The organism is Brevibacterium sp. CFH 10365 (genome assembly GCF_009299785.1).
Lineage (GTDB): Bacteria > Actinomycetota > Actinomycetes > Actinomycetales > Brevibacteriaceae > Brevibacterium > Brevibacterium limosum.
This window is the reverse complement of record NZ_VIGO01000011.1, coordinates 38,933-54,237: the sequence shown is the minus strand read 5'-3', so window position 1 is coordinate 54,237 and position 15,305 is coordinate 38,933. Positions and strand designations below refer to the sequence as shown.

General features: G+C 61.1%; 10 protein-coding genes and 2 pseudogenes. 6 read left to right on the top strand and 6 right to left on the bottom strand.

All coding sequences use genetic code 11. The features are described 5' to 3' along the window. Positions 1-846: 846 nt before the first annotated feature. From FHG09_RS18140 to FHG09_RS18125, 4 genes are all read right to left on the bottom strand, one after another. Positions 847-2,589 (bottom strand): sodium:solute symporter family protein, encoded by a 1,743-nt coding sequence (locus FHG09_RS18140; RefSeq protein ID WP_152349044.1) that lies wholly within the window; start codon positions 2,587-2,589, stop codon positions 847-849. Between the two features lie 207 nt (positions 2,590-2,796). Beyond that, positions 2,797-3,459 (bottom strand): TetR/AcrR family transcriptional regulator, encoded by a 663-nt coding sequence (locus tag FHG09_RS18135; RefSeq protein ID WP_152349043.1) that lies wholly within the window; start codon positions 3,457-3,459, stop codon positions 2,797-2,799. Next, the gene (locus FHG09_RS18130) at positions 3,459-5,447 is read right to left on the bottom strand and encodes an FAD-dependent oxidoreductase (protein WP_152349042.1); all 1,989 of its coding nucleotides are present in this window, start codon (positions 5,445-5,447) and stop codon (positions 3,459-3,461) included. The genes FHG09_RS18135 and FHG09_RS18130 overlap by 1 nt, the downstream gene beginning before the upstream one ends. Positions 5,448-5,569: 122 nt before the next feature. Further along, complete coding sequence (locus tag FHG09_RS18125; RefSeq protein ID WP_152349041.1) at positions 5,570-6,778, bottom strand: YbfB/YjiJ family MFS transporter; 1,209 nt, start codon at positions 6,776-6,778, stop codon at positions 5,570-5,572. 191 nt (positions 6,779-6,969) lie between these two features. Here FHG09_RS18125 and FHG09_RS18120 point away from each other — a divergent pair, with 191 nt between their 5' ends. Together FHG09_RS18120 and FHG09_RS18115 are read left to right on the top strand one after the other, a co-directional pair. Further along, the gene (locus FHG09_RS18120) at positions 6,970-8,607 is read left to right on the top strand and encodes a hypothetical protein (RefSeq protein WP_227492861.1); all 1,638 of its coding nucleotides are present in this window, start codon (positions 6,970-6,972) and stop codon (positions 8,605-8,607) included. Between the two features lie 310 nt (positions 8,608-8,917). Continuing rightward, positions 8,918-10,762 (top strand): ATP-dependent nuclease, encoded by a 1,845-nt coding sequence (locus tag FHG09_RS18115; protein WP_152349040.1) that lies wholly within the window; start codon positions 8,918-8,920, stop codon positions 10,760-10,762. 328 nt (positions 10,763-11,090) lie between these two features. Here the strand turns inward: FHG09_RS18115 and FHG09_RS18110 are convergent. Further along, positions 11,091-11,378 (bottom strand): annotated as a pseudogene (locus tag FHG09_RS18110) (C4-dicarboxylate transporter DctA); the annotation flags it as partial. A gap of 63 nt (positions 11,379-11,441) precedes the next feature. Continuing rightward, positions 11,442-12,230 (bottom strand): SDR family oxidoreductase, encoded by a 789-nt coding sequence (locus FHG09_RS18105; RefSeq protein WP_152349039.1) that lies wholly within the window; start codon positions 12,228-12,230, stop codon positions 11,442-11,444. Between the two features lie 109 nt (positions 12,231-12,339). Here FHG09_RS18105 and FHG09_RS20400 point away from each other — a divergent pair. The 4 genes and pseudogenes from FHG09_RS20400 to FHG09_RS18090 all read left to right on the top strand — a co-directional run. Then, positions 12,340-12,519, top strand: a pseudogene (locus FHG09_RS20400) (helix-turn-helix domain-containing protein); the annotation flags it as partial. 105 nt (positions 12,520-12,624) lie between these two features. Further along, positions 12,625-13,137 carry an IclR family transcriptional regulator gene (locus tag FHG09_RS18100; RefSeq protein ID WP_227492867.1) on the top strand — a complete coding sequence of 171 codons (513 nt, stop codon included), beginning with the start codon at positions 12,625-12,627 and terminating at the stop codon, positions 13,135-13,137. A 186-nt stretch (positions 13,138-13,323) separates the two neighbouring features. Next, positions 13,324-15,018, top strand: a complete 1,695-nt coding sequence (locus FHG09_RS18095; protein WP_152349037.1) for an FAD-dependent oxidoreductase — start codon at positions 13,324-13,326, stop codon at positions 15,016-15,018. Continuing rightward, a complete protein-coding gene (locus FHG09_RS18090; protein WP_152349036.1) occupies positions 15,015-15,305 on the top strand; it encodes a Dabb family protein in 291 nt (96 codons plus the stop codon). The genes FHG09_RS18095 and FHG09_RS18090 overlap by 4 nt, the downstream gene beginning before the upstream one ends.

Here is a 15,305-nt window from a genome sequence, read left to right as displayed (position 1 = left end):
CGCTGTGAGCGTGGCACCATCGGATCGATAGCCGGTGCGGAATCTGATCAACGCCGAGGCTGAGCGCAACCGACGTCGGAGTGTTGCCCTTCTCTTGGTCTGCCGGCGGATGTAATTCCATGTGCCGTTTCACCCACCAAGTCTGCCGACCATGAACAACACTCGCCGAGAAGATTACAGCGTAAACACCGTGAGCGATACCTTCTCCTCTCACAGGCGGGTCGTGTACGAGATCATAGCGGTGTGAGATTGGCGATCGGTCTCGATACTCTGACGAGCACTGTGGACGCCAAGCCGGTGTCGTGGGCTCACAGAGCCGGTGCCAAGCGGTTGTTTCACTCAGTTCTGGCCAGGAACTGACCGTTCAGCGTCTGCTTGCGATGCAGGCGAGCACTTCGATGGAGAGATTCTCACTGCTGAGCCCGACTTGCGCATAGCCTTCTGATCGGCTGCCCCGCCAGTCGCGGCGAAGCGACCGACCTGTCGGGTTCTGCCTGGGCCTGGAGGAGCGGTCCTATCGTGCGGAGAAGATGACGGTCGGACCCGAGGATCTCCAACGGTTGAAAATGCTCATTGACGTCACTGGTTCGGTTGTGGCCCTCGATCCCCGGGCACCTCCGATCCGGCACGAGGAGCCGACATCGTCGCGATTGTGCTCGGTATCCTCGGCGATTGGCTTGCGCGGCACTCCACGGGGAAGGGTAACCCCACGTGTGCCACCTCGGTGGTGGCGTGGACGGGATTGCTCGGCGGTGGCCTCAACGCCGCACGGGCCGCCGGTGCTGGAATGTGCACCCGCGGCCCGCTTGGAATTGCTCCATTGTCAGTGGCGGATTGGGAATCTCATCAGGCCAGAGTTGAAGCGTACGGAATTGCGTAGAGCAGCAACATGGTGAGGCCGCACAAGAACAGAACTACGACAGTTCCGATCACCCACGCCCGAGTCCGTCGATATCTCTTCGGGTCTCGGTCCTCTGCCGGTACCTCCATCAGCCTTTCCCTGAACTGATTGCCCAGCTTCGACGGCTGGGTGCCGATGTTGCCCAGCAATGTGCCGCCGATGGAGGCCACAAATCCCAGGATGGTGGGATTGAGCAGATCAGGCAGCTCCAAGCCGGCGAACTCGGACAGAGACTCGAAGATTGCGACCACGACAAATCCTGCGATCATGCCCACGGCTGCCGCGCGAGCAGACAGCCTCGTCGACCGCACACTCCAGAAAGCAATAGGTCCCCACGAAGCGGCGAACAGAGTCGCCGCGAAGTAGCCGATCGTCAACACCGCCGGAGGAGCTGCCCATGTGACCACGAGAACCACCAACCCGGCCACGACCATCGTCCAACGCGCAATCTGCAGCCCGCGTCGATCATCGTCTGCCGAGTCGCCACCTGTTTCATCGGCTGGCTCGCCCAGGGCAGTCGCGATCCCGGTATTCGCCCCTGATGAAGCTGCCGGGACCGTGTTCCGCTGCGAGCCCGCAGACGACGCTGCGAATTCCGGCGTCCGAACCCGTCGACCCGTGAGATACGGCATGACGTCGTTGGCAGCCGAGAAGCCGATGAGTGACAAGAACGATGCCGCGGACGAGAGTCCAGCGGCCACAATGCCCGTAACGGCGATGACACCCAACAGCGACGGCAGGACGTTCTGCCCAGCCCAGATGAAGGCAATTTCGCTCGGGTCGATTCCGTCGTTGAACAGATTGATGGAGAATCCGCCGAAGGTGAGGAAGAGATAGGTGACAGCAAGCGCTGCGGTAGCGAACAGTGCCGAGCGAATGGCGACGTGTTCGTTCTTGGCCATGAGGAAGCGGCTCGACTGCCACGGGCTCACGGCGACAACAGTGCACCAGACGATGCCGAACGTCACCGCATAGATGACAGCTTGTGTCGGGGTGCCGATATAGTTGTCCGGTCCAGTCAGCCCGTGCCATGAGATGCCGTCTGGCTTGCTCGTCAGCGCGGCCATCTTCTGCATGGCCGTGACCGGCCCTCCGGAAGCACCGATGATCCAGCCCATCCCCAGGATCGCCGCAACGGAGAAGACGACGAACATGATGGTGTCGTTGACCAGCACGCCCTGGGATCCGGACAGGAAGGGGAAGATCGTGTACGAGGCCCAGACGATCAACAGGATCGCCCAACTCGGAATGTCGACGAGCTGCCCGACGACCAGAACCAGGCCCTGAGTCACGGCGACGAGGTAGAGGCCGATGCCGACGACGACCATCACGCCGGCCAACGCCTGGAGGCCGGGGGAGTTGAAGCGCTTCCCGAAGTACTCAGGCACTGTCAGCGCCGAGGAGCGCCGCAGGTATCGGCCGAAGAGCATGACGCCGAGGACATAGCCGGAGATATTGAATGCTGTCAGCAGCAGCATGACGACGGGGTATCCGTCATAAGAGAATCCCAGTTCTCCCATAAACGAAACGGTGGATAGGAACGAAGCGACCAAGGTTCCTGCGACCAAGAAGGTAGGAGCGGCTCGGCCGGCCACATAATAGTCGGACTTGTCTTTCACTCTGCGGCCGACAACCGCGCCGATGACGAGGTAGAGGAGGAAGCTTCCGAAGATGGCGACAGCGAACATGTCAGAGTTCCCCTTCTTCGCTCGAGCGGTCCTGCGGGCTGGTCGTTTCGGTGGATTCGGGGGTTCCGTAGTCTCTGCGAATGAGACCGAAACCGATGAGTACACAGCAGATCGGTACAACGGCGTACACGATCGCAACTGCTATAGATCCCCACATCAGATGTTCCTTCCTTGGATCAATCGGTCGAAAGTTGGGGCGATTGGCGCCTACAGTGCGGACGAGGTTTCCGCAGGTTCCAACGTTGGAAAGCTGGGTGCGCCCAGAAGAACCTGGGCCGTCTGGTTGAGCACTGACTCGATTCGTTCAACGTTCGTGCCGGTGGCACCCGTTGCGTGCGCGATTTCAAAGCCGTCGAGCTGCGCCAGGAGAGCGTCAACTGCGACTTCGGCATCGACCTGTGGTGCAAAGCTTCCGTCGGCAGTTCCAGCTTCGACGATGCGCCGAATGACTTGTTTCCACGCAAGAAAGACTTCGTCGAGCAGATAGCGAAGCTCGTCGTTTCTCGTCGCGGCTGCGACGAACTCAATCCACAGACGAGTTCGAGTTGAGAAGTCTGCGAGATGAAGGAAATCGTGGATCGTTTGGGCGAGGCTGGTCCAGGGATCGGCTGTGTCGCTGAACGACTGTCGGATCAGAGCGATGACGTTCTTCGAATGCTGCTGGTACGCGCTGATGATGAGATCCTCGCGGGAATCGAAGTAGTGCTGAATCGTCCCGACCGAGATGCCTGCCTCCCGTGCGACATCTTTGAGGCGGATCCCACTTGTGCCTCGCTCACTGATCAGGCTGAGCGTGGCTGTGATCACTGCGCCTTTGCGGTCATCGATTTCGTCCTGTGACAGGGACGGTCGGCCCGGCTTGGTGCTCATCAGGCGCTGACCGATGCTCGGCGACCGGTGTTGAGAATGAACTCGTTCGCGGCCGTGAGTCCCTCGTAGACTGCCTCTTCAACGGTACGAGGTGCCTTGCAGTCGCCGATCCGAACATAGGGGATTCCGTTCAAGTCGACTTCGGGCACCACAGCACGGGACGCATGATTGACGATGGTCGTGGCAACACCCTCGACTTCGATGACCTCATCGCACAGTGTTGACTGCAGATAGACGGTGTCTTCGTCTACCCCTGCCAACCGTGCATCATTAATGAAATTGACCTTCGACCGAATGAGCTCGGGCATGAGCGCCGTTCTCGTGTACTGCTGAATCCCGGCGCCGGCGAAGTTGGCTGCCGTGGCCAGCGTGACCTGCCTCTTGCGTGCAAGCATGATTGCCAGGCCCAACCCTGCCCAGTCACCCCTCCAATCCGCGATGAGAACACCTCCCTGTGGGAGGTCTGGCATGTCGGTCAGGTACTGTCGGGACGTCAGAACCAGGGGAGAGTCGACGACCTCATAGTCCGGGTCGCGATCTGCCGACCCGGTCGCAAAGATCACCTGATCGGGCCGCAGCTCGTCGAGATTCGAGGAGGAGAACTCTGTGCCGGTTCGGATCTCGACTCCGGCCCGTTTCGCTTCGGCAGTCAGGTTCGTTGCTGCCCCTCCGAATTCGGAGCGGTGCGGCAACTTCTCGGCGAGGAGAACCTGCCCACCGAGAGCCTTTTCTCTCTCCAGCAGTGTGACGTGCGCGCCGGCCTCAGCGGCAACCGCTGCGGCTTTCAGTCCGGCAGGTCCACCGCCGACGACCAACAGTCGTGATGCTTCTCGTACTGTCGGCCGGGGGAGGAACGTCAGCTCTCGGCCGGATTCGGGGTACTGAATGCAGCTGATGCCGACCCCCTGTTGGAAGTGTCCGATGCAGGCTTGGTTGCAGCCGATGCATGCGCGGATTTCCTCCACCGCATCTCGTTCAGCCTTGCCTGCGATCTCCGGATCGCAGATCATGGCCCGCGTCATGATGCACAGGTCTGTCTGACCGTCGACGATGGCTTTCTCCGCCTCGTGCGGCTGATTGATTCGGCCAGCCACCATCACAGGTCGGTCGGTGAACTTCTTGATCTGCTCCGACAGCTGGCCGAGGTAGGCCGGCTCGTACTGCATCGACGGAACGATGTGCTGGGCTCCCTGCAGGGTGGAGGAATCTCCACCCGTGACGGAGATGTAGTCGACCATTCCTTGGTCTTCGATTGCTTTGATGACCTCGAGCACTTCTGAATCGACGAGACCGTTGCTGGTGAGTTCGTCGCCTGAGATGCGGACGCCGACGACCTTGTGCTCGCCAGCGCCGTGACGTGCGCTGGCAATTGCGTCAAGGAGGAACCGCAGTCGGTTCTCCGGTGATCCTCCGTACTTGTCGGTTCGGTCATTGACGGCAGGATTAATGAACTGGATGGGCAAGTAGCCGTGGCTGGCGACGACCTCGACTCCGTCGACACCGGCTTGGCAGATAAGAGCGGCTGATTGACCGTAGCCATCCACGATCTCTTCGACGACCTGCGTCGACAGTTCCTGGGGTACCACGTGGAATCGTTCCTGCGGGCGGTCGCTGGGCGCTACCGCCTGAGGCGCCATCCCCTGCTCTCCGTCCATGACTTCGCGCCCAGGGTGGAACAGCTGTGCGACGATTCCGCAGTCGTGCTTGTGAACTGCATCCGCTACGGCTCTGTACCCGTCGGCGGCGTCGGGATCCGTTGCCATGAGGACATGGCTGGTGTATCGGGCGGTTTCGTGAACTCCCGAGACCTGCAGAACGATCAATCCGGCGCCGCCTGCTGCCCTGCGTTCGTGGTAGGCGATGAGGTCCGCGCCGATCAGACCGTCGTCAGCCAGCATTGTGTCGTGGCCGGATGAAACGATCCGGTTTCGCAGACGAAGCGGGCCCAGATCGATCGGGCTGAAGAGGTTTGGGAACAGTGATGACACGTGTCAATCTCCTCGTCGTTGAGCAGTTTTAATATTACGGCAATATTATTATTGGGCGAGCGCTTTGGCAAGGGTGATCGTGAAAGATCTGTCGATCGTGGACGGTGCGCTGAGTCAGCCTCTCAGCGGTCGACGTCGCCGGCGAGGACACCGACCAAGGTCAGCGCCATGGCGATAGCCAGAGCGATCGCCGAGGCGATGAAGGCGGCGGCGATGTGCTCGCTCAGGGCCGCCGCGACGATGGCCGGGCCGACGATCTGACCGATGCTGTACCAGGACGTCAGCTTCGCCGAGGCGTTTGCGACACCCATCTGCGTACCGACGCCGATCGTCATCATGACGACCCCGACGAAGGTGAAGCCGAAGAGGGCTGCGGCGATGATCAGCACGATCGGGCTGGAGCCGAACACCGCGAGCAGGGCACCGAAGACCTGGAGGCAATAACAGAGAGTCAGTGCCTTGACCGTGCCGATGCGGGCGGCGACTGCTGACCACGTCAGGGGGGAAGCCGCTGTCGCGATCCCGGCGATGAGCCACGTCGAGGCGGCTGCGGTGGCGCCGAAGACGGGACCGGCGAGCACGACGAGGTAGGTGCCGATGATGATGTAACCGCCGCCTTGGAAAAAGTAGCCGGTGGAGAGGATGAGCATGGCTCGGCGCCGGTTGGTCTCGAACGGGGTGGCCGCCTCGGCGGGGGAGCGGTCGGGGTCGATCCCGGTCGGGGCACCTGATTCGGTCGGGTCGGCCGCCTCGGCGATGGTGTGTGGTGGGATTCGGGCCGGGATCGGCCACGTCCAGGCGATGATCGAGAAGATCGCGGACACGGCCGCGCAGATGAGCCACAGCTGCCGCCAGTCGGTGAAGCTGCCGGCGGTGAGCACGATGGCCCCGGAGACAAGGATGCCGAAGCCGACTCCGCCGTAGGAGATGCCGCCGTCGCGGGGTCTGCGGGAGTTCGCGGGAATGCGTTGGGTCACGCACACGAAGATCAGCCCCGAGGCGATTCCGGCGATCGTGCGGATGCCGCCCTGCCAGATGAGGTTCGGGGTCAGGGCGACCGCGGCCAGGCCCACGGTGGAGACGATGAGGCTGAGGCGGTAGACGAAGCGGTTGGGTTCGACCCAGCCTTGGGCGATGACGAGTGTGCCGATGAAGTAGCCGACGTAGTTCAGGGTCGCGATCCAGGCGCCGGGGGAGGAGGTCCAGTGCAGGGCTGCGACCATGAGAGGCAGTGCCGGGGTGTAGAAGAACCGGCCCATGCCCATCGCCACCGACAGGCCCAATGCTCCGCGGATGGGGGTGAGGGAGGAACTGCTGGGGTGCTCGGGCACAGTGGTTCCTCTCTGCAGGTGGCGTGATCTCCACCTCTACGATGCCATGAGCTCGGGGCGGTCGCCTCGGCGGGACGGGGTGCGGACAGGGGCGTCGTCTCGGTGGGATGGGCGGTGTTGCGGTCTGCGGGGTATCTCTGTGCGCACTGTGGAAGTTGTTGATTCTGCGGGGACAGGGCAGAGTTATTGAAGTGAACCTCAGAAGGAGCATCCAGGGCGGCGTCGTGGCGCTCGCCCTCGTGCTGTCGGGGTGCTCGTGGTCCGATTCGGACGGTTCGTCGCCGTCCGCGGAACAGACTCCTGAGCCGAGCCCGACACCGACCGAATTCGAGCAGTCGTTTGCCGACGCCGTCTCCGGTGAGGCCGCCGAAGTCACTGCGACGGCAGAGCGGACCGGGGCTGGGCTGACCGCTGACAATGTCGGGGTCTCCTTCGAAGCCACCGACCTCGCCGACCCCCGGCTCGATCCGGCGCAATCCAACCTCGACGAGCAGCTGAACTCCCTCGGGTCACCGGCGTTGCGGTTCGGCGGCAATGCTCTCGATCGGAGGACGTTCTGGACGTCGAAGGGGGAGAAGCCGAAGCACGGTGAGAAGGTCACCATTACTCCCGATGACCTGAAAAGGCTGAAGAAACTCGTCGATGCCACCGGTTCCTCGGTCACCATCGGAATTCCCCTGGGCACCTATGATCCGGGGCGGGGAGCGGACATGGCCGCGCACGCCGTCGACATCCTCGGCGATTCTCTTGTCGGTCTGGCAATCGGCAACGAACCGAACGGGTACACCGTCGACGATGTTCCCAGCGGTGCCGTGCGCGGCAAGGGCTGGAACAAGGACAAGTACGTGGATCAGCTCGAAGCCTATGCCAAAGCGATTCACGCGAAACGACCCGAGGCGCCGATCATCGGCCCCGATGTCTACGACGGGGCGTGGATGGACGCCTTCGCGGACTCTGGTGCCAAGCACAAGGCCGCGATCTCCCAGCACTGGTATCAGCTCTACGAATGCGACTCGACTCAGGTTCCTGGCCGAGGTCCGCAGGCGGCGAACCTCATCGACCCGATGGCGAAGCAGGCGGCGAAGAAGAACCTCGGCATCGGCAAGGACAAAGCCGATGCTGCGGGGCTGCCGCTGTGGTTAGAGGAGACCGGGCCGACGAGCTGCCCGGGCACGAACGACACCTCACTGACGAATGCCTCGGCACTGTGGGCGGCCGACTACACGATGTACGCGGCCACCCTTGGCGTCGAGCGCATGGCCATGCACTCGATGCTCGGAGCCTGCAGCGGGGGAGCTCCGATGTCGCTCATCTGCGATCCGGCCGATCACGGGGATCGGTCGAATGAGTTCCAGGTGCGGCCGAATATGCTCGGGCTGCGGCTGCTCGTGCCCAGCCTCGGCGGACATTTCACTCGGACTGATGTTGCTGGCGGTGGGAACATGAGCGCCTACACCGTGGTCAAGAACGACGGCCGCACCCTCGTGACGACGGTGATCAACGCGAACGACGCGGCTTCGGTGGGTGGGAATCCTTTGACCCTGTCGATGCCTTCGGGTTTTGCTGTCGATTCGGCGTCGCAGGTTTACGGGGCCTCGAATGATGTGAAGAGTGCGACGCAGGTTGTTCCGGTGAACCCGTTGCCGGCGGATGTGCCGTTCAGTGGGGAGGGGACCGGTGGTGCTTCCGAGTCGGCTGGGGCGTCGGCGTCGAGTTCGCCGGATGCGTCGGGTTCGCCTCAGGCCGAAGGCGGCATGGGCGATGACGGGAAGCTGCGGATCGACCTGGCCGGGAGCTCCGTGACGGTGTTGGTGATGCGCAAAGGGTGAGCTTTGGTACGGCGGAGCCTTGGACATACGAAGAAGAAACTGCGCCGGGCCGCAATCATCGCACTATTCAGAACAGTGGCTAGGGCCCATAGATCTTGTGACGGTGGTATAAGCAGCCCAACCGACAGTGGAAGCTGACCACCTGTTTGCGTACATGGCGTTGATAGCGGTTGCGAGGGGGTGATTCGATGCGTGAGAGATGAATTTCCAGTCCTAGAAAGAGACCTTCAGTGACGAGCAGGGGCGGTTGGAACGCTCTCGCGGCGTGTACCGTGCTGCCGATGTCAGTCCGGTCTGGAACTATTTCTGTATGGACAGAACATGGCGCGATGAGCTCAAAGCAGCGTTTGGTGAAGGGCAACCCGGCATCGCAGACGGTATTGCAGAACGATTCACTGTGGGAATTGGCAATGTGAAAATGAAGGAGGGTAGCTCCTTCACTCCTAGTAGGACTGGCGTCACAGTAGTCGTTGGAGGCAACAATTCTGGCAAGTCCACGCTGCTTCGAGAAATCAGACAAGAGCTTACCGGGAAGGGGTACGCCAGCCCGGGAAACATCACACAGTCCGTTCAGTCACTTGAGACATTAGTCGAAGGCAAGCCAGAAGATATGATCGCGTGGGTTGCGGGTCGTGCAGACATTGTGCACGGGAATTATGGCCTAGTGATACGTTTACGCGAAGGCGATGAAGTTGATCCTATTCGTCTGATGCGGTCATTTCATTCAGGAGATCATCCGCTGGGTGTAATTGAGTCAAAAGTCATTTATGCATCTGATGGTGAAAACAGATTTAGGGCGATACATGAGGCGGAGCAGTACGATCCTCATAGATCGCGACCAAGCGAGCCAATCCAATACCTCCAGGGAGATGTCGAGCTCCGAGAAGATATTTCGAGGATATTTCAGAAAGTATTTGGGCATCCGCTTGAACTTGATCCCCTTAATTACCGGCTGAATCTACGCATCGGTAGAATCGATATGGAAACGCCTAAGCTGGACTATATTCCGCCGGAATACCGAGATGCGATGGCTGCGCTACCGCCAGTCTCCATGCAAGGAGATGGCGTAAAGAGTTTCATGGGGCAGGTTCTACCGGTGGTCACTGGCGCGTTCCCCATCGTCCTACTTGATGAGCCTGAAGCGTTCCTGCATCCGCCGCAAGCTCGGGCGCTCGGGGAGTATTTAGGAAGCTTCGCAGGAACAACGGGCGCTCAGGTCATCGCGGCGACTCACGACAAGAACTTTCTGGCTGGACTGCTGGAGACGGACACAGACGTGTCAGTCGTGCGTCTTACTCGCGAAAGCGGCTGTCCAAGGGTATCGCAATTGGATTCGAGCCAACTCAGAGATGTTTGGAATGACCCGATAGTGAAGTACTCAAATGTTCTGGACGGATTGTTTCACCAGGTCGTCGTCCTGGCGGAGGCTGAAACTGACTGCGGGTTCTTTCGCGCTGTATTGGATACTATAGATGCTAATGATTGTTTCCCGAAGAGTGACATTTTGTTCATTCCTACGGGCGGAAAGTCTGCAATGTCTAAAGTCGCAAGAACTCTCCGAGCGGCATCTGTGCCGGTCATTGCTGTCGCCGATATAGATATATTGAACGATAAGGCTATTATTTCTTCCCTGGTTGAATCGCTGGGATCCAATTGGAGCGACAGCATGGATAAGGAGCTCGGGATCGTTTCTGCGGATGTTAATTCCAGATCCCTAAATAGTGTCACCGTTGGGGATGTGTTGAAAATGCTTGGTGAGGCCTTTGGTGACAGAAGTGCTGATGATTTCGATGCTGGCGTAAAGAAGGAGTTTAATAGATATCTCCGAACTAAAGATTCGTACTGGAAAACTGTTAAAATGAGCGGGATTAATGCTTTCCAGGGGGAGCAATACTCGAGGGTTAGACGCCTGATTGACTCTCTTCTTGAAGCTGGAGTGGTTGTGGTTCAAGCAGGCGAACTCGAGCAGCTGGCGCCTGCGGTAGAAGAACGCAAAGGACCAAGATGGTTGTCTTCTGCGCTCGAGCAGGGGGCACATAAGGAAGAGCCTGCGCAGCGACATGTCGCTCGGATACTGGAAGCGTCCAAGAATGCGTTGGGTCGTTCGACCGCTCAGAGGGAAGTGCCTGCTGACCAGCCTAAAGCCAACATTTGAGTCAAAGGATTGCTGACACGACGATCTGTTGTCAAAGGAAGTCAGATGCCGGCTGAAAGTTGGGTCGATAATATCCAGCCAGGTCTACGGTGATAGGTGATCCGGCAATCGTATTCTTCGCTTGAGCCGCCTTGGCACTCCCGGCATCACCGAGATTCTTCCGAAGACTCGAGTATGGCGATTTCCGATCCTATTATTAACGGCTCTGCTGTAAACAAAATCAGCGTCAGCCGCTTCGGCGAGGGGAGACGAAACACCACGGGTGCCGGCGTCCTCACGATGAGGACATCGGCATCTGTGGTGGTTGTGGAGCGGGAGCGACCGCAGGTCAGCTCACGGCGACCTTTTTGCCGTCGGCGGGGCGAGCCGCCTCGGTGCTGGTCGACGTGCCGTGGACGTCCGGTTCGAGTGAGAGCTCGTCGAACGGGTTCTGGCCCGACAGGGTGGCGCGGGCGACGTCGAGGTCGATCTCGTTCGTCCACTTGCCGATGAGCAGGATGGCTACGGCGTTGCCGGTGAAGTTCGTCAGTGCGCGGCGCTCGGACATGAACTTGTCGATGCCGACGATGACGCCCATTCCGTCGAGCAGCTCGGGGCGGTGCGACTGCAGACCGGCGGTGGAGTGACGTCTCTCGGGAACCACCGAGTCTGCGCTTAACCGCAGTGAGTGGGTGAGGTTCTATGAGTCGGCACGGAGGTTGTTCCCGGCGGTCTCGCCGCCGTCGATGGCGATCGCCGCTCCGTTGACGAACCGGGCCTCATCACTGGCCAGATATAGAACGAGACTGCTGATCTCCTCAACTTCGGCGGCCCGTCCTGCCGGCACCTGTCCTAGTCCTCGTTTAAGCCCCGCTGTCAGCGGAGTGCTCACCGATCCCGGATGGATCGAATTCACACGGATTCCGTATTCGCCCAGGTCCAGCGCGGACGTCTTCGTGAGACCTTGGACGCCCCACTTTGCTGCGGCATAGGCAGCCCGGTGCTTGAACCCGACGAGGCCGGCGATGGATGAGATGTTGATGATCGACGCTGTGGACTGCTCCTTCAGCTCTGCAGTGGCGACTTTCATCCCGTAGAACGTGCCGGTGAGATCGATATCGATCGTCCTGTGCCAGTCATCGACCTCGGCGTCGAGCACCGAGCCCGGCGTATATATACCCGCGTTGTTGACGAGCACATCGAGGCGTCCGAATGCTGTCACGGAGGTCTCGATCGCGAGCTGCCACGACTCGAGATCGGTGACATCGAGTCGGACGCTGGCTGCGGCCGTGCGTCCTTCAGACTCATTGATTTCGATGGCAAGCGACTCGGCGGCTGACTCCTGTAGGTCACCGATGACGACCTTGGCGCCCTCGGACGCGAGCACCCGGGCGTGAGAAGCACCCATGCCCTGGGCGGCTCCGGAGATGAAGACGACTTTGCCGGAAACGCGTCCGGCCGGGGAAATGGCGTTGAGAGAATCAGTCATGGTCACAGGCTAGATACGGGGCGGCCCTCATCCATGCGAGCGTTCCGTTCAACGGATCACGAAACGGATCGTGAGAGCCTGTCGGGTTCAATTAATCTTGGCTCAACCAATGGAGGTGTCAGTGGCGAACTCGTCATCGGGAGAATCGGTCATCCATCGTGCCGTACGGATCCTCTCCGTGTTCGGCCCGAGAGCTCAGAGCCGGGGCTTACGTGAAATAGCTCGTGAAGCCGATCTGCCGGTGAGTACGGTCCACAGGATCCTCAACGAGCTTGAAGTCGAGGGTCTTGTCAGCCGCGACCAATCGGGTCGTTGGACGCACGGCAACCGACTATGGGAAATCGCCTCTCGAGGCGCTGAGGCCTCTGACCTCCGCAAGGCGGCGTTGCCGCCGATGGAAGACGTCGTCCAAGCGCTCCAGGTGCACATTTCGCTGTCGGTGCTCGACGGAACTGATGCGCTCTATGTCGAACGGCTCGCTCCCGATGAATTCGTCGTCAATATCACCGAGGTGGCCGGCCGCCTTCCCGCCCACGCCTGTTCCGCCGGGCTGATGCTCACCGCATTCGGGCCCACAGAACAGCAGGAGCTCATGCTCCGCCGTCGGCTCGACAAACTCACCGAAAATACCATTACCGATCCCCACGAGCTGCGCTCACTCTTCGCCCGCATCCGCCAACAGGGCTACGCGGCCATGGAAGGCATTATCGTTCCCGAATCCAGCGGCATCTCCGTGCCGGTCTATGGTCGCGGGGGAGAGGTCATCGCCGCACTGACAGTCATTCGCCACCGCGGAGAAGAGGACCTCAACGTGATCGTCCCGCAGCTGCGATTCGCCTCCCGCGCGACCAGCCGACGCCTCGGCGTTGTCCTTGACTCACACCGGGTCCGCCGACTGATGGGGTGAACTCTGCGGCCGCCTCGGCGCCTGATTCGAGGCACCGCCTCCTCCGCTTTCGAGCGGGATTGCCCTGATCGGTGCCGTATCGATGAATTGAACACCGCGCTTCGTTCAACGGAACAACCTCTGCCGTGGCTCGCCGATGTCGACAAATCTGTCCCCAAGCCCACATCAGAGAGGAGTGGAGGCACAATGCGAATACTCAACGCAGATAACGCGCATCATTCAGACACCCACGACTACGACGTCGTCGTCGTAGGATCCGGAGCCAGCTCACTGACCGCGGCGGCAACGGCCGCTGACGAGGGACTCGAGGTTCTCGTCCTCGAGAAGTCGAACCTCCTCGGCGGAACATCGGCGGTCTCCGGCGGAATGCTGTGGATCGTCGCCAACGACTACGCCCGAGAAGCCGGAATCACCGATTCCATCAGCGCGGGCCGCACCTACACCGAGGCGGTCGCCCGCGGACGCGGACGATCGGAGCTGCTCGACGCGGCGCTCAATCACGGAGTCGATATGCTCCGCTTCGCTGAAACCGAACTGGGACTGGAGTTCCTGTTCCTTGACGATTTCCCCGACTATCGGCAGGACCTGCCTGGCGCGGCCGCGGGAGGACGAACCATCGAACCGGGACTCTTCAACGCCCGGGAGAATCTTGGCGAACTGTTCGATCACATCCGCACCGATGGCCGTCTGCCATTCAGCATGCAGGAGTACGAACGGTGGGGAGCCTTCACACGATTCCCCTGGGACGAACTCGAACGGCGTAGGGAGCAGGGTTTCGCGGCCAAAGGCCACGCGCTTGTCTCCATGCTTATGACCGCCTGCGCCCACCGTGGTGTCACCTTTGCCGCCGACGCCAGAGTCGATCGTCTGACTACCGAGGGCGGACGCGTCACCGGGGTCGTCCTCGACGACGGAACCGCCTACACCGCGAAATCGGGCGTGATGCTGGGAACCGGCGGATTCGAATGGGACAAAGGCCTTGCCGACTCGCTGCTGGCCTCCCGCCTGTACACGCAGTGCTCACCGCCGACCAACACCGGCGACGGACTGAAGATGGCCCAGCGCATCGGCGCCACCGTCCGCGGCACCCGCGAAGCCTGGTGGGCGCCGATGTCCGTGACCGGCACCTTGCGCGATGGCGACCCCGTGGGGACACTGCTGCGGTTCGAACGGCAAGGGCCGGGATCGATCATGATCAACCGGCATGGCAAGCGATTCGCCAACGAATCCCAGAACTACAACGATCTGGCCCGCGTCCTCCAGTCCTGGGACTCCGCGAACAACCAGACCCTCAGCACCCCCGCCTACGTCGTCTTCGACCAGTCCTACCTCGACCGCTACGGAGTGCTTGATCACCGAGCCGGTGACCCGCTGCCCGACTACCTCACTGTCGCGGACACTCTCGCTGGTCTCGCCGAGGCGCTCGACGTGCCGACCGAGAACCTCGAGTCCACGGTCACCCGATTCAACGGCCAGGCCGAACGCGGCATCGACGAGGACTTCGGGCGCGGCGAATCCGCCTACGATCGGTACTGGGGCGACCACGACAACGCGTGGCCGAACCCGTCACTGGCGCCGCTCGAGCGCGGACCGTATTACGCGATGTCCGTCGTCAATGGAGCCTTCGGCACCTGCGGCGGCCTCGCCACCGACGGCAATGGTCGCGTACTCGATCCCGACCACGCACCGATCCCGGGTCTCTTCGCCGCCGGCAACGTCACCGAATCACCCTATGCCGCCGGATACCCCGGCGCCGGGGCCACGCTCGGACCGCTCATGACCATGGCCTACCTGGCGGGCCGGACGATGACAGGGCAGGCTGCCGCGTACCGCGCTCCTGCTGTCCGGAATAAGCACCTCGCCGAGGCGGTCGCCGGATGATCCGACATATCGTCATGTTCCGCTGGAAGCCGACCTTCACCGACGAGATCCGGGAGCAATGGGTCGCCGGTCTCGAACGACTGCCCGACGAGGTCCCAGGCCTCATCTCCCTCAGCCACGGTCCCGATGTTCTGCACACCGCGAAGTCATGGGACCACGTGATCATTGCCGATTTCGCTGCCAAAGAAGACATCGACGTCTACAACTCCCATCCAGCTCATGAAGCCATCAAGCCGTTCTCGCTGCCCAACGTCGAGCAGCTGGCCTACGTGGACTTCGAGCTCTGA

Excerpts from the sequence above, each read along its gene's own strand:
- FHG09_RS18140 (WP_152349044.1), bottom strand. The coding sequence starts at position 2,589 with ATGTTCGCTGTCGCCATCTTCGGAAGCTTCCTCCTCTACCTCGTCATC.
- FHG09_RS18135 (WP_152349043.1), bottom strand. The coding sequence starts at position 3,459 with ATGAGCACCAAGCCGGGCCGACCGTCCCTGTCACAGGACGAAATCGAT.
- FHG09_RS18115 (WP_152349040.1), top strand. The coding sequence starts at position 8,918 with ATGGACAGAACATGGCGCGATGAGCTCAAAGCAGCGTTTGGTGAAGGG.
- FHG09_RS18105 (WP_152349039.1), bottom strand. The coding sequence starts at position 12,230 with ATGACTGATTCTCTCAACGCCATTTCCCCGGCCGGACGCGTTTCCGGC.
- FHG09_RS18100 (WP_227492867.1), top strand. The coding sequence starts at position 12,625 with ATGGAAGACGTCGTCCAAGCGCTCCAGGTGCACATTTCGCTGTCGGTG.
- FHG09_RS18095 (WP_152349037.1), top strand. The coding sequence starts at position 13,324 with ATGCGAATACTCAACGCAGATAACGCGCATCATTCAGACACCCACGAC.
- FHG09_RS18090 (WP_152349036.1), top strand. The coding sequence starts at position 15,015 with ATGATCCGACATATCGTCATGTTCCGCTGGAAGCCGACCTTCACCGAC.